Source organism: Marisediminicola sp. LYQ134 (assembly GCF_046599635.1).
Classification (GTDB): domain Bacteria; phylum Actinomycetota; class Actinomycetes; order Actinomycetales; family Microbacteriaceae; genus Marisediminicola.
The window spans coordinates 380,781-401,330 of record NZ_JBKIWP010000001.1 but is presented as its reverse complement, the minus strand read 5'-3'; the positions used below and the strand labels follow the sequence as shown (position 1 = coordinate 401,330).

Genomic DNA, 20,550 nt, shown 5'->3' with positions numbered 1-20,550 from the left:
TCGTGGCCCGCGACATCGAAAGGCACACCATGACCAAGCAGTCGATCTTCGGGCGCATCGCCCAACTCGCGAAGGCGAACATCAATGCCGTGCTCGACCAGGCCGAAGACCCCGCCCTCATGCTCGACCAGATGGTGCGCGACTACACGCGGAGCATCGCCGATGCCGAGGGTGCGATCGCGCAGACCATCGGCAACCTGCGCCTGCTCGAGCAGGATCACGCCGAGGATGTCTCCGCCGCCGCCGACTGGGGAACCAAGGCTCTCGCGGCGAGCCGCAAGGCCGACGAGTTGCGCTCGGGCGGCAAGACGGCCGACGCCGACAAGTTCGACAACCTCGCGAAGGTCGCGTTGAGCCGCCAGCTCGCCTCGGAGAAGGAGGCCCGCGACGCCGAACCTCAGATCGCCTCGCAGACGGCTGTCGTCGACCAGCTCAAGTCGGGGCTCGACGCGATGCGCGGCAAGCTCTCGCAGCTCACGTCGAAGCGCGACGAACTCATTGCGCGATCGAAGACCGTCGAAGCGCAGCGCCAGGTGCACGACGCCGTGAAGAGCATCGACCTTCTCGACCCGACGAGCGAGATCAGTCGGTTCGAAGACAAGATCCGTCGTGAGGAGGCCCGCATGCTCGGCGCTCAGGAGCTCAGCGCCTCGAGCCTCGACTCGCAATTCGAAGCTCTGGCGGCATCCGACGAGCAGATCGAGCTCGACGCGCGCCTCGCCGCCCTCAAGGCCGGCTCGCCGGCTCCCCGCGCCCTCGGCGCAGGCGAGTAGGGCACCCCATCGCCCGCGAGCTCACGGCGCAGACGAGCAGGATCGTCGGCGTCGACGTCGCGCGCGGCATCGCGGTGCTCGGCATGTTCGTCGCGCACGCGATTCCCCGTCCGACCGACGTCGAGCTGCTCGCCGACGGCCGTTCGTCGGTGCTGTTCGCGACGCTCGCGGGAGTCTCGCTCGGGATCATGACGGGGTCGGCGAGTCCGACCGAGCCCGAGGCTCGGCGCTCGCGGCGCGGGAGCATCGTCATCCGCGCACTCGTGCTGTTTCTGCTCGGTGTTCTGCTCACGACGCTCAACAGCGGCATCGCGATCATCCTCGACTACTACGCCATCGCCTTTCTCCTCATGGTGCCGCTGCTGTTTCTTTCACGCCCCGTGCTCATCGCGATAGCCGTCGTCGCCGCATTCGTCTCGCCCCTCGTCGCGGCTGCCCTTCCCGACGCCGACCCCGTCACGTCGCCGTTGCGCTACGTCGCGCAGGAGTACTTGCTCACGGGGTACTACCCCGTGCTCATCTGGCTCGCCTACCTGCTGTTCGGCCTCGTGTGCGCCCGATCCGACCTGCGCCGCGAGGGCACACAGCTCGTCATGATCGTCGCGGGTTCTGCGGGCGCCATCCTCGGCTACGGCGCCGCGACCTTCCTCCCCGGCGTGACCGCCGAGGCGCACTCCGACTCCACGGCGGAGGTGTTCGGCTCGGGAGGTCTCGCGATCGCCGTCACCGGTCTGCTGCTGTGGGTCACGTCGCCCGAGCGACGCGGCTTCGCACGGATCGTCCGCGCGATCACGTGGCCGCTCGCCGCGACCGGGTCGATGGCGCTCACGGTCTACACGCTGCAGATCATCACCCTCGCGATCTTCGTCGTCTTGCGCACGCAGAGCGACGGGGCGGTGGAGTACCCGGGGTGGCCTCTCCTCATCGGGCTCATCGTCGCGTCCCTCGCATTCGCGAGTGCCTGGCGGCTGTGGCTCGGGCGCGGGCCGCTCGAGCGTGCTCTCGCCGCCGTCGCGCGCCCGGCAGAGGCCAGCCCCGCACCGCGCCCCTGACTCGCTGTCCGGGAATCATCACGACCGCGGCGCGGTTGCACTCCCCCATGACGACAATCGGATTCATCGGAGCAGGACACATCGGCAGTCAGGTCGCCCGCACGGCGATCGAGGCGGGCCACGACGTCGTGATGAGCAATTCGCGTGGCCCCGAGACCCTCGCGGCGCTCATCGCCGACCTCGGCCCGCGCGCTCGTGCCGCGACGGCGACCGAGGCCGCGACAGAGGGCGACATCGTCGTCGTGACGGTGCCCCTCAAGGCCTATCGCGACGTGCCCGTCGAGCCGCTCGCGGGCAAGATCGTCATCGACACCAACAACTACTACCGCGAGCGCGACGGCGACATCGCCGTGCTCGACGCCGAAGAGCAAACGGTGTCGGGTCTCCTGCAGCAGCACCTCCCCGAGAGCCGCGTCGTCAAAGCCTTCAACCACATCACCGCGAGCGACATCACGTCGGACCGGTCTCCCGCGGGCACCGACGACCGGCGGGCCCTCGCGATCGCAGGAGACGACGACGACGCGCGACGGGCGGTCGCAGACCTCCTGGACTCCTTCGGTTTCGACGCTGTCGATGTGGGTCAGCTCTCGGAGAGCTGGCGGGTCGAGCGCGATCAGCCGGCGTACGGTGCGCGCGAGAACGCGCGAGAGCTCCGGGCGAGCATCCTCCTCGCCGAGCGCAACAAGAACTCGCGGTGACGCGGCCGCGACGACCGCGGCCGCCCCGCGTGGCACACTGAACCCTGTGAGCGCCTCATTCATCGTCGTCCCCCAGTGGCAAGGCTCAGGCTCGTCGCGAGCGATGCGTCTCATCGAGGGGGCCGAGGCCATCGGCGGCGACCTGCCGTTCTCTGCGACCACTCGAGTCGACGTGCCCTCGGGTGCCGGCTCGAGCATGGACACGGGCGTGCAGAGACTCAGTTCGGTCGCTCGCGTGCGCGACGAGCTCGCCGCCGTCCTGCGGGAGACCGCGTCGCCCGCGGTCGTGATCGGCGGCGATTGCGGTGTCGAGCTCGCCGCGATCGACCACGCGATGCAGCAGGGGGATGTCGCGGTCGTCTGGCTCGACGCGCACGCCGATCTCAACACCCCGGTGTCATCGCCGAGCGGTGCGTTCCACGGCATGGTCTTGCGCACCCTCCTCGGTGACGGAGCCGACGAACTCGTTCCGACCACTCCCGTGCCCGCTCATCGCGTGATCCTCGCCGGCACCCGAGCTCTCGACGAGGCCGAGAACGATTTCGTCGAGGCGGCGGGCATCACGATGCTCCCGCCCGACGCACTCACCGCCGATTCGCTCGCCGAGGCGGTGCGCGAGACGGGAGCGTCGCGCGTCTACATCCACGTCGATCTCGACGTGCTCGACCCCGCGGAGTTCGGGTGCGTGAGCTATCCGGAGCCGTTCGGCATCACCCTCGCCGACCTCCTCGCGCTCATCGGCGCGGTGCGGGACGTCGCGCCGCTCGTCGGCGCGGGCATCACCGAGTTCGCTCCCGCCTCGATCGATTCCGCGGTGGACGATCTGCCGAGCATCCTCCGCATCGTGGGTGCACTCACGCGATCGTGACGACGGCGTGGCCGCGAGGCACCTATCCGAGGAGCGGGCGGAGCCCGACGGTCGTAGGCTCTCTGTCATGACCGTGCCTGCCCGTCGTCGCGTCACCGTCGACCGCGACGACCGTGTTCTCCTCATCGGCCTCGATCGCGCCGACAAGCGCAACGCCGCCGACCACGCGATGCTCAGCGAACTCGCCCTCGCCTACGGCGAGCTCGATCGTGACCCGGAGCTCAGGGTCGGCCTCGTCTACGCCCACGGCGACCATTTCACCGCCGGTCTCGACCTCGCCGACATCGGCCCCCGCATCGGCCCCGACGGCGTCGACATCGTGCCGGAGGGGGGCATCAACCCGTGGCAGGTCGACGGCACGTCCGTGTCGAAACCCGTCGTCGTGGCGGTGCAGGGAACGTGCCTCACGCTCGGTATCGAGCTCATCCTCGCGAGCGACATCACGATCGCCGCGGAGTCGACCGTGTTCGGCCAGATCGAGGTGAGCCGGGGCATCCTCCCCTTCGGTGGGGCGACCGTGCGACTGCCGCGCGCCGTCGGGTGGGGCAATGCCATGCGGTGGATGCTCACGGGCGATCGGTTCGACGCGCCGGAGGCCCTGCGCCTCGGGCTCGTTCAGGAGGTCGTACCCGACGGCACGGCCTTCGATCGGGCGCGGGAACTGGCGCGGCGCATCGCGGCTCAGGCCCCTCTCGCCGTGCAGGCGACGCTCGCGAACGCCCGTGTGGCCGTGCGCGACGGAGACGCCGCAGCCGAGTCCGCTCTGCAGCCCGAGCTCGTGCGACTCGCGGCCACCGAAGACGCCCGCATCGGCATGGAGGCGTTCCTCTCGCGCACCGATCCCGAATTCGTCGGGAGGTAGCGCCGTGGGCAGAAACCTCGAATCGCAGCGCGCGATGAACTCCGAACAGCTTGCCCAGCGCATCAAGATGGGCGACCACCTCGACGTCGAACGCCAGGTCGAGCACTTCGCCGTCTTCGCCGTGCGAGCGAACGCGGTCGCCGCGAAGGTTGCACTCACGGCGGCCGGGTTCGACGCCTCGATCGTGCGTCGCGGCTGGAGCAAGTTCGAGGTGCGGGCCAGGCAGACGACGAGTCTCGACACGTCGACCGTCGACGGCTTCGTCTGCCAGGTGTTCTCGATCGTGGAGACCTACCGTGGGGCCTACGACGGATGGAGCGGCTCGTTCGCCGTGTCACCTCGCGAACAGGAGTGAGTGCACATGAGTGAGACCGAGTGGGATGTCATCGTCATCGGGGCGGGTGCGGTCGGAGAGAACGTCGCGGGTCGTGCGGCCGAGCGGGGTCTCAGCGTCGTCATCGTCGAGAACGAGCTCATCGGCGGGGAGTGCTCGTACTGGGCGTGCATGCCCTCGAAGGCGCTCTTGCGCAGTTCGAGCGCGCTGCGAGCCGCTCGCGCGGTTCCGGGGGCTCGCGAGGCCGTCACGGGCGAGGTCGACGTCGCCGCGGTCTTCGCTCGGCGCGATTCGTTCACGAGCGGATGGGACGACTCCTCCCAGGTGGAGTGGCTCCAGTCCGCGGGGATCGACCTCGTTCGCGGGCACGCCCGTCTCGCCGGGGAACGCGTCGTGCACGTGACCTCAGACGACGGCGCGGGACGCGAGCTCACCGCTCGCCACGCTGTCGTCGTGAGCACCGGGTCAACGGCCGCGATGCCCGACATCCCCGGCCTCGCCGAGGCGACGCCGTGGACGAGTCGCGAGGCGACGAGCGCGACGAGCGCCCCCGCGAGTCTCGCCATCATCGGTGGCGGTGTCGTCGCGGCAGAGATGGCGACGGCCTACACGGGCCTCGGGAGCACCGTGACCCTCATCGCGAGAAGCGGTCTCCTCGGTTCGTCTGAGCCGTTCGCGGGCGAGCTCGTGGGGTCCGCCCTCACGGATGCCGGCGCGACCGTCCTGATCGGCCGCTCGCCCGTCGCGGTGCGCCGTCTCTCCGACGAGTCGGTCGAGATCGACCTCGACGACGGCTCGACGGTGTCGGCCGCCGAAGTGCTCGTCGCAACGGGACGTAGCGCGCACACCGCGGATGTCGGTCTCGAGACGGTGGGTCTCACTCCGGGCGACTGGCTCCCGGTCGACGACACGATGCTCGTCGAGGGGTTCGACTGGCTCTACGCGACGGGCGATGTCAATCACCGCGCCCTCCTGACCCACCAGGGCAAGTACCAGGCGCGCGCGGCCGGCGACGTCATCGCCGCACGTGCTCTCGGGTCGGAGCTGTCGACGGAAGCGTGGGGCACCCACGTCGCGACGGCCGACCATGCGGCGGTTCCGCAAGTCACGTTCACCGACCCCGAAGTGGCCTCCGTCGGCCTCACCGCCGCCGCAGCCGAAGAGGCGGGTCTCGACATCCGCGTCGTCGACTACGACCTCGGTGCCGTCGCGGGGTCGAGCCTCCACGCCGAGGGCTACTCGGGTCGAGCCCGCATGGTCGTCGACGAGGCGCGGTCGGTCGTCGTCGGCGCGACGTTCGTGGGCCCGGATGTCGCGGAGCTCGTGCACGCCGCGACGATCGCGGTCGTCGGCGAGGTGCCCCTCTCCCGCCTGTGGCACGCCGTGCCCGCATACCCGACCATCAACGAGGTGTGGTTGCGGCTCCTCGAGACCTACGGTCGGCCCGCGCAGTAGCGACTCAGAGGCCCGCGACGCCCGCGTAGACACCGAGCGTCGCGGCGGCCGTCGACGCCCACGTGAACCCTTCGGCGTGGTCTCGGGCTCCTCGCGCGAGGGCCTCGAGCCCGTCGCGGTCGTCGAGGAGCGCCGATACGACCCTGGCCCACTCGCGGGGTTCCCGGCTGTCGACGAGCACCCCCGAGACCCCGTCGTCGACCGACTCGACGAGACCGGTGCTCCGGAATCCGACGACGGGGGTTCCGCTCGCGGCAGACTCGAGCGCCACGAGCCCGAAGGTCTCCGAGTGCGAGGGCACGAGGGTGAGGGTCGCCTCGGCGAGGAGCCTCGCGAGGTAGTCGCGGTCGACCGACCCGATGAAACGGATGTCGTCGGCGACACCGAGCTCGTCGGCGAGCGTGCGCAAGGACCGCGCGTACCCCTCGTCACCCGGGGTCGATTCCCCCGCGATGACGAGCACGGGCGATGGCCCGCTTCCGCGCGTCATGTCGGCGAGTAGCCGCACCCCGAGGTCTTGGGCCTTGAGGGGTTGCACGCGGCCGACGATGACGATGAGGGGGCGGCCAGCCGCGACGTCGAGCCGGGCCCGCACGACGGGGTCGGCGCGCCGCGGCCGGAAGTGGTCGACATCCACTCCCGGCGGGATGACCCAGACTCGATCGGCGGGGGCGCGCACGTCGTCGATGAGTGTCGTCACCTCGGCGGCCGACGACGCGATGACCGCACTCGCCTGGTCGGCGAGGAACATCTCGCTCCGCACCCGCCTCTCGCTCTCCGGCTCGGCTCCGGGCGCCAGGCGACGGTTCTTCATCGCCGCGAGAGTGTGGAAGCTCTGCACGAGGGGGATGCGGTGCTCGATCGCCACGGGGAGGGCGGATATGCCGCTCAGCCAGTAGTGGGCGTGGATGACGTCGAACCCGCCGGGAACACTCGCGTGGAGTTTCGCGATCCCCTCGCCGAACTCGTCGCTCACGCGGGAGAGGTCGTTCTTGCGCAGCTCGCCGCGGGGGCCCGCCTCGAGCTCGTGGAGCGTTACCCCGGGCGAGAGGTCGACGACGCGCGGCTCGGCGACGGCGCGCGTGAGCACGTCGACGGCGAGTCCGCGGGCCCCGAGCGCCGTGGCGACCTCGCGCACGAGGATGTTCATGCCCCCCGCATCGCCTCGGCCCGGTTGAGCGGCGGGCGACGTGTGCATCGAGATCATCGCGACACGGCGGATCGGGGAGAGCATCCAGCCACTGTATTGCGCCGCCCCTGGCCGTCCGAGCCGTGTGCTACCACTGAAGACATGACACCGGAGGCAACACCCGCGCTCGAGATTCTCGAGGCAGCAGCCCGAAGCGTGTGCTCGATCGGTGCCGCATCACCCGTGGTGCGCAGGATCGCCCTCGACCACCGCGTCGTCGCGGTCGGTTACGCTATCGCGACCGCGGGGGCGCTCGTGTGGGGCGCTGCGCTCAGCACCGGGCCTCTCGAGCGCGAGCACGGTCTCGTCGTCGCGCGCGGGTGCCCGCGGTGGGCGTTCGGGCGCGGCGGAACGACGATCGGCGGCGTGTATCTCACCCGCGATTCGACCTCGCCGACCGTGATCGAGCACGAGGCGGTGCATCGGGAGCAGTGGCGGCGCTACGGTCTCGCCTTCATCCCGCTCTACGTCGCTGCGGGACCGGATGCCCGTTCGAACCGCTTCGAGAGGGAGGCCGGTCTCGAGAGGGGCGGCTACGCGTGAGCAACGGGCACGCCGCGTGGCGACAGCGCGCTACTGCCCTCGCGCTGACCTCGCGAGCGGCACCACGAGGGGTGTTCCGGTCTCAGGGTCGTCGATGACGCGGCACTCGAGGCCGAACTCCCGCCCCACGAGGTCGGCGGTGAGCACGTCTCCCGGTGGGCCCTCGGCCACGATGCGTCCGTGATTGAGCACGACGAGATGGGTGGCGTACCGGGCAGCCTGGTTGAGGTCGTGGAGGACGACCACGAGGGTCTTGCCTCGCGCGTGGAGCGCCGCGCACAAGTCGAGCACGTCGTACTGGTGGGCGATGTCGAGAAACGTCGTCGGCTCGTCGAGCAGAAGCAGATCGGTCGCTTGCGCGAGAACCATAGCCATCCACACGCGCTGACGCTGCCCGCCTGAGAGTTCGGTCACGACGCGGTCCGCGAGGGCCGTCGTCTCGGTCGCCTCGAGCACCTCCGCCACGACGGCCTCGTCGGTCGCGCTCCACTGCCTCAGGAGGCTCTGGTGGGGATACCTGCCGCGCGCCACGAGGTCGCGCACCCGCACGCCGTCGGGTGCGATGGGGTTCTGCGGCAGGAGTGCGAGCCGTCGAGCCACCTCCTTGGTGCGGTACGACCCGATGGCCGCGTCGTCGAGCACGACCTCGCCCGATGCGGGGGCGATGGTGCGTGCGAGGGCTTTGAGCAGGGTGGACTTGCCGCTCGCGTTCGGCCCGACGATGACGGTGAAGCCGCCGTCGGGGATGTCGACGCTCAGCGCCTCGACGACGACACGGCCGTCGTACGCGAGAGTCACGTCGCGCGTTCTCAGTCGAACGGTCATCAGATCGTGCCTTTCTTGAACTCGCGAACGAGCAGGAAACCGAGGTAGAGCCCGCCGATCGCTCCCGTGAGCACTCCGACGGGCAATTGCACCTCGAAGGGGGAATTCTGCACCGCGAGATCGGCCGCGACGATGAGGAGCGCCCCCGTGATGGCCGAGATGGCGACGTTCGCTCCCCCGACCCGCGTGAGCCGCTTCGCGACCTGGGGGGCGATGAGCGCGATGAACGCCACGGGGCCCGCGACGCTCACGGCGGCCGCCGCGGCGGCGACGGCGACGACGATCGACACGGCGCGCGTGGTGCTCGCATTCGCTCCGAGAGAGTCGGCGATCTCGTCGCCCATCTCGATGAGCGACAGGCGCCGGCCGAGCAGCATCGCCGACGGTACGATCACGAGCAGCGACGCCCAGATGATCGCGGCGTCGTCCCAACTCCGCGAGGCGAGGGTGCCGTTGATGTAGGCGGCGAGCACGGTCGCCTCCTCGCGACCGGCGCGAGCGATGAGCAGGTTGGTGACGGCGACCCCCATGGCCGACACCCCGATGCCGACGATGATCACGCGCGACGGCGACGAGAATCCTCGACCGGTTCCCGCCCACACGACGAGCATCGCGACGGTCGCGCCGACGAGGGCACCCACGGGCACGGGAACGACGCCCGGCCACACGAGGGCGGATGCCGCGGCACCCGCCGAAGCCCCGACGCCGAGTCCGATGACATCCGGGCTCCCGAGCGGATTGCGGGTCACGGTCTGGAACAGCGCACCCGCGATGCCGAGGGCCGCGCCTGTTCCGATCGCCGTCACGAGTCGAGGTCCGCGGAGTCGTGTGAGCACGAATCCCTCGGAACCGGTGGGCGCGATGACCTGGGCGGGGAGCGAGAGGATCGGGATCCCGAGCGATCCGAGGGTGAGCGTGAGGAGCCCGGCGACGAGGAGGAGCACGGCGAGCACGGCGCCCACACCGAGGGCACGCCGACTGAGCGGGATGCTCACCGCCGTTCCGATGCGCACGGTCGTCGTGGTCACGCGAAGCCCCGGCCGCGGCGAACCGCGTAGAGCAACACGGGGGCACCGATGAAGGCCGTCACGACACCGACCATGAGTTCGGCGGGGCTCACGATCACGCGGGCGATGACGTCGGCGAGAAGCACGAGCGCCGGCCCGAGGATGGCGCTGTAGAGCATGACCCAGCGGTGGTCCGATCCCGTGAAGCTGCGCACGATGTGGGGCACCGCGAGACCGACGAAGCCGATGGGGCCCACGGCGGCCGTCGATGCCGCACACAGGAGGGTCGTCGCGACCGCGCCGAGCACGCGCGTGCGGCCCGTGCTCGCACCGAGGGCCGTCGCGGTGTCGTCGCCGAGCGCGAGGGTGTTGAGGGCAGGCGCGATGAGAAACGCGAACGCGAGGCCCACGAGGATGAACGGCAGGATCTCGCCCACGACCGCGGGCTCCCGGCCGGCGAGCGACCCCACGACCCAGTAGCGGTAGCTGTCGAAGACGTCGGGGCGGCTGAGACTCAGGGCCTGGATGTACGCGGCGATGACGGCCGACACGACGGCTCCGGCGAGAACGAGCCTCACGGGGCTCGCGGCGCGCCGACCCGACCCGAGCGCGTAGACGATGACGACGGTCACGAACGCGCCGGGGAGGGCGACCCACACGGATGCCGCCGCCGAGCCGGTACCGAAGAACCACGCGGCGGTCACGATGGCCGCGGCAGCGCCCACGTTGACACCGAGGAGACCGGGATCCCCGAGGGGGTTGCGGGTCACGCCCTGCATGACGACGCCGGACACCGCGAGTGCCGAACCGACGAGCACCGCGAGGAGGGTGCGAGGAATCCGGCTCGCGACGACGGTGTCGTCGAAGGTGCCGGTCGGCGCGACGAGAGCGGTCCAGACATCCGCGAGCGCGATCGCTCTCGTGCCGACGGCGAGGCTCAGCGCGACGCAGCCGAGGGTCACGACGATCGCGACGACGAGGCCGAGCAGGAGGGGTGACAGAGCGCGACGGCGCCCGGCCGGCGCCACCGCCGTCGTCGACGGGGCCGGGAGCTCGGCTCCCGACCGCGTCGACGACGGCATCATCGGCGGTTACTCCTGTGTCGCGGCGACGGCGTCGTCGATGAGCGGGATGTACTCGTCGATCGCCCACGGCACGCTGTACGGCGTGATCATGCTCATCGCCATCCCGAGGGGGCGGTCGATGTTGACGACGGCGGAACCCCGTTCGACCGCGGGGATCTGGGAGTAGAGCGGCTGGGCCTCGATGTCGGCCGCGCTCGCCTCGTCGTTCGCCCACGAGAAGAGCACGTCGACGTCGTCGAGCACGTCGGCGCGCTCGAGACCGATCGTCGAGGTGAACGTGCCGTCCGAGACGGGGAGGGCGGCGACCTCGTCGACCTCCACGAGTCCGAGGCCCGAGATGATGTCGACGCGAGGGTCACCCGCCTGGTAGACGGCGAGGCTGCCCGGGTCGCCCGCGTAGATGTAGGCGAACGATACGCCCGCGAAGTCGGGGTTCTCGGCCGCGGCATCCGCGATCTGCGTCTCGAGGTCGGTCACGAGCCCGGCCGCCTCGTCGCTCTTGCCGAGGGCCTGCCCGATGATCTCGATCTGGTCGTCCCAATCGGTGCGCCACGCCGTCTCCGGGTAGGCGACGGTCGGCGCGAGATCGTTGAGGATGTCGAAGTCGTCTTGGCTCAGGCCGGATTGCGGCGCGAGGATGAGGTCGGGCTCGAGCTCGATGATCGCGTCGATGTCGACCTCCGGGTACACCGCGAAGGTCTCGGGGAGCTCGTCGCCGCGCTCCTCGATGGCCGCTCGGGTCCACGGCTGGTAGCCGTCTTCGTCGCCGCTCCAGGCGTCGACCTCGACCCCGACCGGCGTCGTGCCGAGCGCGACCGCGGTGTCGGCCGAGCCCCACCCGATGGTCACGACGCGCTCCGGCTCGGCCGGAATGACGGCGTCACCGAGGGCGGAGCTGATCGTCACGGGGAACGCTCCGTCGCTCGACGCGCCCTCCGGCTCGGCCGCGGTGCCGCTCGCGCACCCCGCGAGGGCGATGAGGGCCGTCGTCGCGAGAGCCGCGGTCGCCACTCGGGTGAACATTCTGGTCATGGTCGGTCCTTTCGAGGCGCACCGGTCGGTGCGCGCGAGTGGCGCTCGGGCTCGTGGTCGAGTCGAGGCGGATGGCGGCGCCCCGGGTGGGGCGCGTCGAGCGGGAGCGCAGCGAGACGGCGAGGCCGGAAGCCCCGTGTCAGTCGCTCCGTGTCGGCGAGGGTCAGTTCTCGGAGCGACCGCGGCGCCAGTAGCCCATGAAGGCCACGTCGTCGCGGTGCATGCCCGACTCCTGCACGAGGAAGCGGCGCAGGAGCTTGATGCACCCGGCCTCGCCCGCGATCCACGCGTAGAGGTCGTGCTGCACCTCACCCCGAGCGGGAGCGGCGGGAACGTCCCAGAGGATCTCGCGATCGACGTCGATGTCGGTGATGTCGTCGGCGACGTCGCTCTCGGGGCGCACGATCATCTCGCTCACCCACGTGCGCACGGCACGGTTGAGAGCGACTCCGTGCTCGGTTCCGCGGGTGTCCCGCGCGAGCCACGTGACGGTCATCCGGCCGGGCGCCGCGACGGGGAGAACATCTTTCTCGCTCGCGACCTCGATGAAGACCTGTCCCCGGGTGTCGCGCGGAAGGGTCTCGAGGATGCGGCAGATGGCCGGGGCGGCGGTCTCGTCACCCGCGAGGAGCACGCGCTTGGCCGTTCCGGGCTTGAACTCGATTCCGCCGATCGGATCGATCCCCTGCACGAGGGTGCGGGCGTCCGGTCCGACGACGAGCAGTTCGTCACCCTCGCGAGCGCGGTTGACCCAGCGCGTCGCGGGCCCGGTGTCACCGTGCACGACGAAGTCGATGTCGAGTTCGCGCTCCGCCTCGCGGTGTGCGCGCACCGTGTAGGTGCGGAGCGGGCACTGCTCGTTCGCGGGCAGGGAGCGCCACGCGGTGTACCACGACGTTCCGGCCGACGCGGGAAAGGTCGTGAGTCCCGTCTCGGCGAGGGGAAGCACGAGCTTCACGCGCTGGTCGTCGCCCGGGGCGAGGAAGTGTTCGAGGGCGTCGCCCGTGAAGGTGACTCTCACGAAGTTCTCTCCGAGGCGAGCGAGGCGTTTGACGGTGACGGGGAAGACCGCGAAATCGACGGTGGTCGCGATGGTCGAGGTCGTCTCGCTGCGCGTCATGCTCATGCCTGAAGTATGGCATGCCTTACCTAAGGAAGGTAACCCTCTCCTGCGTTCGTGTCACAAACGGTCGGGATCGCAGCTCGATCACCACTGCGGTGGGTGCCGACGCTGCCACAGGATGCGCCTCTCGAGCTGAGCGCCGATCGAGAGCAAGACGTCTTCTCCTCCCGGCCGACCGATGAGCTGGACTCCCATCGGCACACCCTCGGCCGTGACCGACACCGGGAGCACGATCGCGGGGAGACCCGAGACGTTCACGAAGCTCGTGAACGGCGTGTACTGCACCTGCTGGGCGAAATTGAGCTCGGGATCGGTCTGCGAGTACCACCCGATGGGGCGCGGTGGCAGGGCGAGGGCGGGAGTGAGCACGGCGTCGAACCGGCGGAACTGCCGGATGATCGATCTCTCGAACGCGCTGAGAGTCGCGAGCGCCCCGCCGAGTTCCCGAGCGCCCACACCGCGGCCCCGCTCGACGAGCCACCGCGTGAGCGGTTCGAGCTGGTCGAGATCGGCCCCGTCTGCCGGGATGCCCGCGGCACCCGCCTGCCAGATCGTGCGGAATGCTCCGGCGTAGGCGTCGCTCTCGTCGAGAGCGAAGTCCTCGACGCCGTGGCCGACGGCGTCGAGATGGGAGACGGCCTCGGCGAGCGCCGCCGACGCTTCGGCGGAGACCGTGATGTCGTAGCCGGCGTCCCACGGCGAGGTCGTCGTGAGCCCGACGTGAAACCGGCCTTCGCCGCGAACCGCCGCATTGGAGAGGGCGCCGCCGTCCCACCGAGGAGCCCGCACCGAGAACGGCGGCGGCTCCTCGCCGATCATCACGTCGAGCAGGAGGGCCGCGTCACCCACGGTGCGCGCGAGAGGCCCGGGCACGACGAGCCCGGCGAGCTTGTCGAGCCCCGTACCGCTCGGCACGAGCCCCCGTGTGGGCTTGAGACCCACGAGACCGGTCGCGGCCGCGGGGATGCGCACCGACCCTCCGCCGTCGCTGCCCGGGGCGAACGGCAGCAGTCCGGCGGCGACCGCGACCGCCGCTCCCCCACTCGAGCCACCCGCACCCGTCGCCGTGTCGTAGGGGTTGCGAGCGGGAGGCGCAACGAGCGACTCCGTGTACGACGGGAGGCCGAACTCGGGGGCGTTGGTCTTGCCGAGACTGACGGCACCCGCGCCGTCGAGAACCTCGACGAGCTCGTCGGACGCGTCGGGCACGAATTCGGCGAAGAGTCGGGAACCGTAGGTGGTGCGCACGCCGGCTCGCGCCGAGAGATCCTTATCGCCGAACGGCAGGCCCCACAGGGCGAGGCGCCGATCCGGCGCCGCGCCGAGAGCTCGAGCGCGCTCCCTCGCGCGCTCCGCCGTGACGGTCACGAAGGCACCGAGCCCACCGTCGAGCCTCTCGATGCGGTCGAGGTAGTGGTCGACGAGCTCGAGAGGCGTAATCTCGCCCCGATCGAGCCAATCCCACTGTTCGCGAGCGGTCAGGTGGTGGAGTTCGAACATCCGTCGAGCCTAGGCCGGTCGGCTGATCACTCGAGTTCGAGGCGGATGCTGCGCACGAGTGTGTGGAACGCGAGCGGCGTGTCGGCTGCCGTGCGAGCACCCGCGATGAGCGCCGCGCGTTCGCCGAGCTGCGCGACGCTGACGAGCTCGTGGTCGATCGTCGACCCGCGTTCCCCCGCGACGACGCGGTATTCGGCGCGATACCACCACGAGCCCTGCACGATGATCGTGCCGCTCCCGGCGTCGGCGAGGTATCGCAGGGGCGCTCCCGAACCGGGCCGGGCGTCGGGACGAGGGGCGAGACGAGAGTCGAGCGCCGCGAAGACTTCGGCCGGGCCGGCGGCGATGGTCGCGGCGAGCACGTGGAGCACGTGGTGCTTCGCGGGGCGTTCGAGGGGCGCAGCCGGCATGGTCCGACCCTAACCCGCGCACCTCGGCGTGGAATCTCGTACGTTTGTCGCACTATCAGGGAGACACACCATGGGTTATCTGTTCCTCGCACTCGCGATCGTCGGAGAGGTCGTGGCGACGACCTTCCTCAAATTCACGTCGGGTGAGCGCACCGCGTGGTGGGCGTACGCCGTCGTCATCGGCGGCTACGTCTTCGCCTTCGGCATGCTCTCGCAATCGCTCTCGCGCGGGGTTCCCCTGGGCATCGCCTACGGCATCTGGGCGGGAGTCGGGGTCGTCCTCGTCGCGATCGTGAGCTACCTCGTCTTCCATGAGCCACTCACGTGGGTGCAGCTCGTCGGCATGGCTCTCGTCGTCGGCGGAGTCATTCTGCTCGAGGTCGGCGGCGAGCACACCGCGTGATCACCGTCGAGGGCCGAGTCGACGAGGTCGACGCGGCGCTCAGCGACATCGTCGCTACTTGAGGCTCTTCTGCATGAGGACGGTGCCGAGCCACCGCTCGAATTTGAACCCGACCTTGCCCATGTGACCGATCTGCTTGAACCCGAAAGCCTCGTGGAGTCGGATGGACGCGTCGGCTCCGCGGTCGGCGATGACCGCGACGATCTCCTTGAGACCCGCGGCCTTCGACCTCGCGATGAGTTCGGCCATGAGCGCCTTGCCGAGCCCCTTGCCCGTGGCGGCGGGGCCGAGGTAGATCGAGTTCTCGACGGTGAACCGGTACGCCGCTTTCGTCTTCCACGGAAAAACGTAGGCGTAGCCGAGCACGTGCCCCGTCGGGCTCACCGCCACGATGAATGGCAAGCCGAGTTTGCCGAGCTGGGCGTACTTGAGCTTGAGTTCGCGAAGCGTCATCGGCGTCTCGTCGAAGGTCACCGTGGAGTTCGCGACGTAGTGGTTGTAGATCGCGCGGATGTCGGGGAGATCCGCGGGGGTCACCTCGCGGATGTCGTACGTGAAGGGCACCTCGAGGGGCGGCTGATTGCGGTGCGCCCCGAACGGCCGATGCCCGGACTGGTACTCCTCTTCGAGCATCGGTTCTCCTGGTCTCTCCGGCGTCACCGTGCGCCGACACTGCGATCTTAGGTGAGACTCCAGTCGACAGCCGGTGCACCGAGACTCTCGAGAATCGCGTTGGCTCTGCTGAACGGGCGCGACCCGAAGAACCCGCGTGAGGCGGAGAGCGGCGAGGGGTGCGGCGACGTGATGACCGGGGTGTCGCCGAGCAGGGGGGTGAGCGACGCCGCGTCCTTTCCCCACAGGATGGCGACGAGGGGAGCATCTCTCGCGACGAGGGCGCGGATGGCCGTATCGGTGACGTGCTCCCACCCCTGTCCGCGATGACTTCCCGCGACTCCCGGGGTCACGGTGAGCACCCTGTTGAGCAGGAGGACTCCCTGATCCGCCCACGCGGAGAGGTCGCCGTGCGACGGGGCGGGGATGCCGAGATCGACGGTGAGTTCGCGGTAGATGTTGGCGAGACTGCGCGGAACGGGCCGCACCGCTCGATCGACCGAGAAGGAGAGCCCCACGGCGTGGCCCGGGGTCGGGTAGGGGTCTTGGCCGACGATGAGCACCCGCACGTCGGCGAGGGGGCGCTCGAATGCCCGCAGCACCGAGGCTCCGTGAGGCAGGTAACCCCGCCCCTGCGCCGTCTCCTCGCGCAGGAAATCGCCGAGCTGAGCGATCCGCCGCGCCTCGGGTTCGAGCGCGCGCGCCCACCCGGCGTCGACGAGGTCGACGAGAGGCGCGACGGTCACACGACCACCGGGGGCTGCGAACTCCACGGGAAGTCGATCCACTTGCTCGTCGAGCGCCACGCGAAGTCGGGCTCGAGCACGGTTCCCGGCTTGCTGTAGAGGCACACGGAGCGCACATCCGCCCCCGTCCGCCCGAGGAGGTCGACGACCATCGCGAGGGTGCGACCCGAGTCGGAGACGTCGTCGACGATGAGCACGCGCTTTCCGGCGAGCGAATCCTGGTCGAGGTGAGGGGCGAGCACGACGGGCTCGGGCAGTCTCGCGTCGACCCCGGTGTAGAACTCCACGTTGAGCGCGCCGCAGCTCTTCACGTCGAGCGCGTAGGCGACGGCGCCCGCGAGCAGCAGACCCCCGCGCGCGATCGCGACGACCACGTCGGGGCGGAACCCTGTGCGCAGGATGTCTGCAGAGAGCTCCCTCGCCGCCTCTCCGAACTCGACCCAGCCCAGGACCTCACGCGCGTCGTCTGTCATGGCTTCACGCTAGCGCTGTCTCGGCCCCCACGCGCTCGCGTCACTCGGTCCGCCGCGCGACCTTGTGCGGTGCGGCTTGGGCGACGGGTTTGATCGTCACGAGGTCGAGGTTGACGTGGGCGGGCAACAGCACCGACGACACGATCGTGTCCGCGACGTCGTCGGCAGACAGCGGATGATCGACGCCCGCGTAGACGGCGTCAGCGCGCTCCTGATCGCCGCCGAACCTCACGAGACTGAACTCCTCGGTCTTGACCATCCCCGGGGCGATCTCGATGACGCGCAACGGCTCGCCCGCGAGCTCGAGGCGCAAGACGCTCATGAGGGCGTGAGCGGCGAACTTGGCGGCGTTGTATCCCCCGCCGCCCTCGTAGGCCACGTGGCCGGCGATCGACGTCACGGTGACGATGTCTCCCGAACCCGACCTGGCCGCCGCGGCGCGGAGGTGCGGGAGGAGCGCGCTCGTGACGCGCTTGACGGCGACGACGTTGACGTCGAACATCCTCGACCAGTCGTCGGGGTCGCTCTCCTCGACCGACGCCATTCCGAACGCGCCGCCCGCGTTGTTGACGAGAGCGTCGACCCCACCCGTCGCGGCGACGTGCGCGGCGAGCGCGTCGACGTCGGGCTGACTCGTCACGTCGGCGACGAAGACGGTCGCGCCCGTCTCGGCCGCGAGCGCCTCGAGCCTCTCGGCGCGGCGAGCGACGCCCACGACATCCCATCCCGCCCCGCGGAAGGCCCGCACGGTCGCTGCGCCGATCCCCGAACTCGCACCTGTGACGACAACTCGTTTCGTGTTCACAACTCTCCTCAGATCAGGGGCGGGGGCCGCTCCGGCCTCCGCCGACGCGGAAGCCTGCTTCACCGTACCCGGGCCGACGGGTCACCTAGGCTTGCGAGAAATGACGCACACGGCCTCCTCCCCCAGCTCGGCACCGGCGCGAGCGGCGACCTCGCCAGCCCGGCCGCGCGTGCCCGTGTGGGACAACGCCCGATTCGTGTGCGTCACGCTCGTCGTCATCGGGCACGGCATCCAGAGGCTCACCGCCGAATCCGACAACGCGCTCATCGTCTACCTCTTCATCTACGCGTTCCACATGCCCGCGTTCGCGATCATCAGTGGGTACTTCTCGAAGCCCGGGGCACCCAACGCGAAGCAGCTCAAGAAGGTCGTCACCGACATCCTGCTGCCGTACTTCATCATGGAGACCATCTGGACGGTCGTGAAGTTCGCCGTCGAGGGCCAGACCGAGTTCAACCCGTCGCAACCGAGCTGGACCCTGTGGTTCCTTCTCGCGCTCGGCATCTTCCGGCTCATCCTCCCCTACCTGTCGCTCCTGCGGTGGCCGCTGTTCTGGTCGCTCGTCTTCTCGGTCGGAGTCGGATACCTCGCCAACGTCGACAGCACCTTCTCGCTCTCTCGAGCGATCGGCATCCTCCCGTTCTTCGTGCTCGGCTGGAAGCTCAACGAGTGGGGTCTCGTCGACCGCTGGCGCCTCGTCGAAACCCGCGCCTGGAGCATCCGGGTCGCGGCGATCGCCGTCTTCGCCGGATGGCTCGCGGTGCTCGTCGTCTTCATCCCCACCTGGCGCGCGATCGATCTGCGCTTCTGGTTCTTCTACGACGACTCCTACCTCGTGCTCGGCGGCGACATGTGGTGGGCGGGATTCGTGAGGCTCGGCCTCATCGCCCTCGCCGTCGTGTTGAGCGCCGCCCTCTTCGTGCTCATCCCGCGATCGGAGACCTGGTTCACCGACCTCGGCCAGGCCACGATGTACGTCTACCTCCTGCACAGCTTCGTGCTCTATCCGATCCGCGAGGCGGGCGTCATCAGCGGCGAGCGCACCTCGGCGATGTGGCTGCTCTCGATGATCTTCGCGGGGGTCGCGATCTCGATCGTGCTCGCGAGCCCGTGGGTGCGTCGCGCCTTCCGCCCCCTCATCGAGCCGAAACCGCGCTGGCTCTTCCTCGACCCCTCCCCGAGCGACGGTGGCTCGCGCGTCGACCCCACCGGGTCACGCCGCCGCTGACGGTTGCGCCTCGACCCGTCGGCGCACGAGGTTACGCCGTGTGTCACCGTCGTTGACCGCCGAAAGCGACCTTCTTAGGCTCGGTGCTCCGAGCAGTCGCCGACCGACGACACGTTCGTCGGCCTCGAGGAGGCTCCGGCGGACCCGAAGACAGGAGTGACCGATGACCGAGACATCAGACTGGAAATTCGAGACCAAGCAGATCCACGCGGGTGCGGCTCCCGACCCCGTGACCAACGCGCGAGCGACGCCGATCTACCAGACCACGTCGTACGTGTTCAACGACGCCGACCACGCCAAGAACCTCTTCGCCCTCGCCGAGTTCGGCAACATCTACACGCGCATCCAGAACCCCACGCAGGCCGTCGTCGAAGAGCGCGTCGCCGCGCTCGAAGGCGGGTCGGCGGCACTGCTGCTCGCCTCGGGGCAATCGGCGACGACCTTCGCGGTGCTCAACATCGCGGGCGCCGGTGACCACATCGTGTCGTCGTCGTCGATCTACGGGGGCACATACAACCTCTTCAAGTACACGCTCGCGAAACTCGGTATCGAGACGACCTTCGTCGAGAACCAGGACGACCCCGACGAGTGGGCGCGCGCGGTGCGCCCCAACACCAAGCTCTTCTTCGCCGAGACGATCGGCAACCCCCGCATCAACATCCTCGACATCGCGAGTGTGTCGGCGACGGCCCACGAGGCCGGAGTGCCGCTCATCGTCGACAACACGATCGCCACTCCCTATCTCATCAGGCCGTTCGAGCACGGTGCCGACATCGTCGTCCACTCCGCCACCAAGTTCTTGGGCGGGCACGGCACGGTCATCGGCGGGATCATCGTCGACGGCGGCCGCTTCGCGTGGTCGAAGAACGTCGAGCGGTTCCCCGGTCTCACCGAGCCCGACCCGAGTTACCACGGCGCGAGCTACACGGGGGTGCTCGGCGACGCCATCGCCTACATCATCAAGGCCCGCGTGCAGTTGCTGCGCGACCTCGGCGCATCCATCGCTCCCGCGAGCGCCTGGCAGCTCATCCAGGGCATCGAGACCCTCAGCCTCCGCATCGAACGTCACGTGCAGAACGCGCAAGCGGTGGCCGAGTGGCTCGACGCACACGACGATGTCGCGGACGTGTATTACGCGGGTCTGCCCACGAGCCCGTCCTACGCCGCTGCGAACCGCTACGCGCCGAAGGGGGTCGGGGCAGTGCTGTCGTTCGAGCTCAAGGGCGGCGTCGACGCGGGGCGAGCCCTCGTCAACAACGCGGGTCTCTTCAGCCACCTCGCGAACATCGGTGATGTGCGCAGCCTCATCATCCACCCGGCCTCGACGACCCACGCACAGCTCACCCCCGAGCAGCAGTTGACGGCGGGAGTCACCCCCGGGCTCGTGCGTCTCTCCGTCGGACTCGAGAACATCGACGACATCCTCGCCGACCTCTCGACCGGCCTCGAGGCGGCCCGGGCGACCGCGGTGAGCAACGCCGCGGCCTGACCCGCTCTCGCCGAGCGCCCCGCGACGTAACAAACCGC

Annotated in this window: 23 protein-coding genes; 11 read left to right on the top strand and 12 right to left on the bottom strand. The window is 69.8% G+C overall.

Annotated features, from left to right (window positions below):
* Window positions 1-29: 29 nt before the first annotated feature.
* The 7 genes from ACLHIH_RS01935 (at window position 30) to ACLHIH_RS01905 (ending at window position 6,042) form a co-directional block, all read left to right on the top strand.
* On the top strand, window positions 30-773 hold the full coding sequence (locus ACLHIH_RS01935) for a PspA/IM30 family protein (protein WP_411315028.1): 744 nt from the start codon (window positions 30-32) through the stop codon (window positions 771-773).
* Window positions 668-1,825 carry a heparan-alpha-glucosaminide N-acetyltransferase domain-containing protein gene (locus ACLHIH_RS01930; RefSeq protein WP_411316286.1) on the top strand — a complete coding sequence of 386 codons (1,158 nt, stop codon included), beginning with the start codon at window positions 668-670 and terminating at the stop codon, window positions 1,823-1,825. Before ACLHIH_RS01935 ends, ACLHIH_RS01930 begins: the two co-directional genes overlap by 106 nt.
* A gap of 47 nt (window positions 1,826-1,872) precedes the next feature.
* A complete protein-coding gene (locus ACLHIH_RS01925) occupies window positions 1,873-2,523 on the top strand; it encodes an NADPH-dependent F420 reductase (RefSeq protein ID WP_411315027.1) in 651 nt (216 codons plus the stop codon).
* A gap of 46 nt (window positions 2,524-2,569) precedes the next feature.
* Window positions 2,570-3,391 carry an arginase family protein gene (locus ACLHIH_RS01920; RefSeq protein ID WP_411315026.1) on the top strand — a complete coding sequence of 274 codons (822 nt, stop codon included), beginning with the start codon at window positions 2,570-2,572 and terminating at the stop codon, window positions 3,389-3,391.
* A gap of 67 nt (window positions 3,392-3,458) precedes the next feature.
* Window positions 3,459-4,253, top strand: a complete 795-nt coding sequence (locus tag ACLHIH_RS01915; protein WP_411315025.1) for a crotonase/enoyl-CoA hydratase family protein — start codon at window positions 3,459-3,461, stop codon at window positions 4,251-4,253.
* A 4-nt stretch (window positions 4,254-4,257) separates the two neighbouring features.
* Complete coding sequence (locus ACLHIH_RS01910) at window positions 4,258-4,608, top strand: ribonuclease E inhibitor RraB (RefSeq protein ID WP_411315024.1); 351 nt, start codon at window positions 4,258-4,260, stop codon at window positions 4,606-4,608.
* Between the two features lie 6 nt (window positions 4,609-4,614).
* Complete coding sequence (locus ACLHIH_RS01905; protein ID WP_411315023.1) at window positions 4,615-6,042, top strand: dihydrolipoyl dehydrogenase family protein; 1,428 nt, start codon at window positions 4,615-4,617, stop codon at window positions 6,040-6,042.
* A gap of 4 nt (window positions 6,043-6,046) precedes the next feature.
* Here the strand turns inward: ACLHIH_RS01905 and ACLHIH_RS01900 are convergent, their stop codons facing one another.
* Window positions 6,047-7,276 carry a glycosyltransferase gene (locus ACLHIH_RS01900; RefSeq protein WP_411315022.1) on the bottom strand — a complete coding sequence of 410 codons (1,230 nt, stop codon included), beginning with the start codon at window positions 7,274-7,276 and terminating at the stop codon, window positions 6,047-6,049.
* Between the two features lie 57 nt (window positions 7,277-7,333).
* On the opposite strand from ACLHIH_RS01900, the gene ACLHIH_RS01895 reads away from it, so the two are divergent.
* On the top strand, window positions 7,334-7,774 hold the full coding sequence (locus ACLHIH_RS01895) for a Fe-S oxidoreductase (protein WP_411315021.1): 441 nt from the start codon (window positions 7,334-7,336) through the stop codon (window positions 7,772-7,774).
* A 30-nt stretch (window positions 7,775-7,804) separates the two neighbouring features.
* Here the strand turns inward: ACLHIH_RS01895 and ACLHIH_RS01890 are convergent, their stop codons facing one another.
* The 7 genes from ACLHIH_RS01890 to ACLHIH_RS01860 form a co-directional block, all read right to left on the bottom strand.
* The gene (locus ACLHIH_RS01890; RefSeq protein ID WP_411315020.1) at window positions 7,805-8,599 is read right to left on the bottom strand and encodes an ABC transporter ATP-binding protein; all 795 of its coding nucleotides are present in this window, start codon (window positions 8,597-8,599) and stop codon (window positions 7,805-7,807) included.
* Window positions 8,599-9,627 (bottom strand): FecCD family ABC transporter permease, encoded by a 1,029-nt coding sequence (locus ACLHIH_RS01885; protein ID WP_411315019.1) that lies wholly within the window; start codon window positions 9,625-9,627, stop codon window positions 8,599-8,601. The genes ACLHIH_RS01890 and ACLHIH_RS01885 overlap by 1 nt, the downstream gene beginning before the upstream one ends.
* On the bottom strand, window positions 9,624-10,691 hold the full coding sequence (locus tag ACLHIH_RS01880) for a FecCD family ABC transporter permease (protein ID WP_411315018.1): 1,068 nt from the start codon (window positions 10,689-10,691) through the stop codon (window positions 9,624-9,626). The genes ACLHIH_RS01885 and ACLHIH_RS01880 overlap by 4 nt, the downstream gene beginning before the upstream one ends.
* 6 nt (window positions 10,692-10,697) lie before the next feature.
* Window positions 10,698-11,723 (bottom strand): iron-siderophore ABC transporter substrate-binding protein, encoded by a 1,026-nt coding sequence (locus ACLHIH_RS01875; RefSeq protein ID WP_411315017.1) that lies wholly within the window; start codon window positions 11,721-11,723, stop codon window positions 10,698-10,700.
* A 163-nt stretch (window positions 11,724-11,886) separates the two neighbouring features.
* A complete protein-coding gene (locus ACLHIH_RS01870) occupies window positions 11,887-12,849 on the bottom strand; it encodes a siderophore-interacting protein (RefSeq protein WP_411315016.1) in 963 nt (320 codons plus the stop codon).
* Between the two features lie 81 nt (window positions 12,850-12,930).
* Window positions 12,931-14,346 carry an amidase gene (locus ACLHIH_RS01865; RefSeq protein WP_411315015.1) on the bottom strand — a complete coding sequence of 472 codons (1,416 nt, stop codon included), beginning with the start codon at window positions 14,344-14,346 and terminating at the stop codon, window positions 12,931-12,933.
* A gap of 26 nt (window positions 14,347-14,372) precedes the next feature.
* Entirely contained in the window at window positions 14,373-14,756 is a 384-nt protein-coding gene (locus ACLHIH_RS01860; RefSeq protein ID WP_411315014.1) for a hypothetical protein, read from the bottom strand.
* Window positions 14,757-14,826: 70 nt separating this feature from the next.
* On the opposite strand from ACLHIH_RS01860, the gene ACLHIH_RS01855 reads away from it, so the two are divergent.
* Window positions 14,827-15,159 (top strand): DMT family transporter, encoded by a 333-nt coding sequence (locus tag ACLHIH_RS01855; protein WP_411315013.1) that lies wholly within the window; start codon window positions 14,827-14,829, stop codon window positions 15,157-15,159.
* A 54-nt stretch (window positions 15,160-15,213) separates the two neighbouring features.
* Here the strand turns inward: ACLHIH_RS01855 and ACLHIH_RS01850 are convergent, their stop codons facing one another.
* Genes ACLHIH_RS01850 through ACLHIH_RS01835 form a run of 4 tightly spaced genes read right to left on the bottom strand, consistent with a single transcriptional unit; the run spans window position 15,214 to window position 17,795 of the window.
* On the bottom strand, window positions 15,214-15,792 hold the full coding sequence (locus ACLHIH_RS01850; RefSeq protein ID WP_411315012.1) for a GNAT family N-acetyltransferase: 579 nt from the start codon (window positions 15,790-15,792) through the stop codon (window positions 15,214-15,216).
* 47 nt (window positions 15,793-15,839) lie between these two features.
* Window positions 15,840-16,544 carry a uracil-DNA glycosylase gene (locus ACLHIH_RS01845; protein WP_411315011.1) on the bottom strand — a complete coding sequence of 235 codons (705 nt, stop codon included), beginning with the start codon at window positions 16,542-16,544 and terminating at the stop codon, window positions 15,840-15,842.
* Window positions 16,514-16,990: a phosphoribosyltransferase gene (locus ACLHIH_RS01840; RefSeq protein ID WP_411315010.1), complete on the bottom strand. Its 477-nt coding sequence runs from the start codon at window positions 16,988-16,990 to the stop codon at window positions 16,514-16,516. The genes ACLHIH_RS01845 and ACLHIH_RS01840 overlap by 31 nt, the downstream gene beginning before the upstream one ends.
* Window positions 16,991-17,030: 40 nt before the next feature.
* The gene (locus ACLHIH_RS01835; RefSeq protein ID WP_411315009.1) at window positions 17,031-17,795 is read right to left on the bottom strand and encodes an SDR family NAD(P)-dependent oxidoreductase; all 765 of its coding nucleotides are present in this window, start codon (window positions 17,793-17,795) and stop codon (window positions 17,031-17,033) included.
* Between the two features lie 100 nt (window positions 17,796-17,895).
* Between ACLHIH_RS01835 and ACLHIH_RS01830 the strand changes: the two genes are divergently transcribed.
* Window positions 17,896-19,023: an acyltransferase family protein gene (locus tag ACLHIH_RS01830; RefSeq protein WP_411315008.1), complete on the top strand. Its 1,128-nt coding sequence runs from the start codon at window positions 17,896-17,898 to the stop codon at window positions 19,021-19,023.
* A 163-nt stretch (window positions 19,024-19,186) separates the two neighbouring features.
* A complete protein-coding gene (locus tag ACLHIH_RS01825) occupies window positions 19,187-20,512 on the top strand; it encodes a bifunctional o-acetylhomoserine/o-acetylserine sulfhydrylase (protein WP_411315007.1) in 1,326 nt (441 codons plus the stop codon).
* Window positions 20,513-20,550: the final 38 nt, after the last annotated feature.

What these genes read in the sequence shown, in the direction of transcription:
- ACLHIH_RS01935 (WP_411315028.1), top strand. Translation starts at nt 30, where the DNA reads ATGACCAAGCAGTCGATCTTCGGGCGCATCGCCCAACTCGCGAAGGCG.
- ACLHIH_RS01925 (WP_411315027.1), top strand. Translation starts at nt 1,873, where the DNA reads ATGACGACAATCGGATTCATCGGAGCAGGACACATCGGCAGTCAGGTC.
- ACLHIH_RS01915 (WP_411315025.1), top strand. Translation starts at nt 3,459, where the DNA reads ATGACCGTGCCTGCCCGTCGTCGCGTCACCGTCGACCGCGACGACCGT.
- ACLHIH_RS01905 (WP_411315023.1), top strand. Translation starts at nt 4,615, where the DNA reads ATGAGTGAGACCGAGTGGGATGTCATCGTCATCGGGGCGGGTGCGGTC.
- ACLHIH_RS01900 (WP_411315022.1), bottom strand. Translation starts at nt 7,276, where the DNA reads ATGCTCTCCCCGATCCGCCGTGTCGCGATGATCTCGATGCACACGTCG.
- ACLHIH_RS01895 (WP_411315021.1), top strand. Translation starts at nt 7,334, where the DNA reads ATGACACCGGAGGCAACACCCGCGCTCGAGATTCTCGAGGCAGCAGCC.
- ACLHIH_RS01890 (WP_411315020.1), bottom strand. Translation starts at nt 8,599, where the DNA reads ATGACCGTTCGACTGAGAACGCGCGACGTGACTCTCGCGTACGACGGC.
- ACLHIH_RS01880 (WP_411315018.1), bottom strand. Translation starts at nt 10,691, where the DNA reads ATGATGCCGTCGTCGACGCGGTCGGGAGCCGAGCTCCCGGCCCCGTCG.
- ACLHIH_RS01875 (WP_411315017.1), bottom strand. Translation starts at nt 11,723, where the DNA reads ATGACCAGAATGTTCACCCGAGTGGCGACCGCGGCTCTCGCGACGACG.
- ACLHIH_RS01870 (WP_411315016.1), bottom strand. Translation starts at nt 12,849, where the DNA reads ATGAGCATGACGCGCAGCGAGACGACCTCGACCATCGCGACCACCGTC.
- ACLHIH_RS01865 (WP_411315015.1), bottom strand. Translation starts at nt 14,346, where the DNA reads ATGTTCGAACTCCACCACCTGACCGCTCGCGAACAGTGGGATTGGCTC.
- ACLHIH_RS01860 (WP_411315014.1), bottom strand. Translation starts at nt 14,756, where the DNA reads ATGCCGGCTGCGCCCCTCGAACGCCCCGCGAAGCACCACGTGCTCCAC.
- ACLHIH_RS01855 (WP_411315013.1), top strand. Translation starts at nt 14,827, where the DNA reads ATGGGTTATCTGTTCCTCGCACTCGCGATCGTCGGAGAGGTCGTGGCG.
- ACLHIH_RS01850 (WP_411315012.1), bottom strand. Translation starts at nt 15,792, where the DNA reads ATGCTCGAAGAGGAGTACCAGTCCGGGCATCGGCCGTTCGGGGCGCAC.
- ACLHIH_RS01840 (WP_411315010.1), bottom strand. Translation starts at nt 16,990, where the DNA reads ATGACAGACGACGCGCGTGAGGTCCTGGGCTGGGTCGAGTTCGGAGAG.
- ACLHIH_RS01830 (WP_411315008.1), top strand. Translation starts at nt 17,896, where the DNA reads ATGACGCACACGGCCTCCTCCCCCAGCTCGGCACCGGCGCGAGCGGCG.
- ACLHIH_RS01825 (WP_411315007.1), top strand. Translation starts at nt 19,187, where the DNA reads ATGACCGAGACATCAGACTGGAAATTCGAGACCAAGCAGATCCACGCG.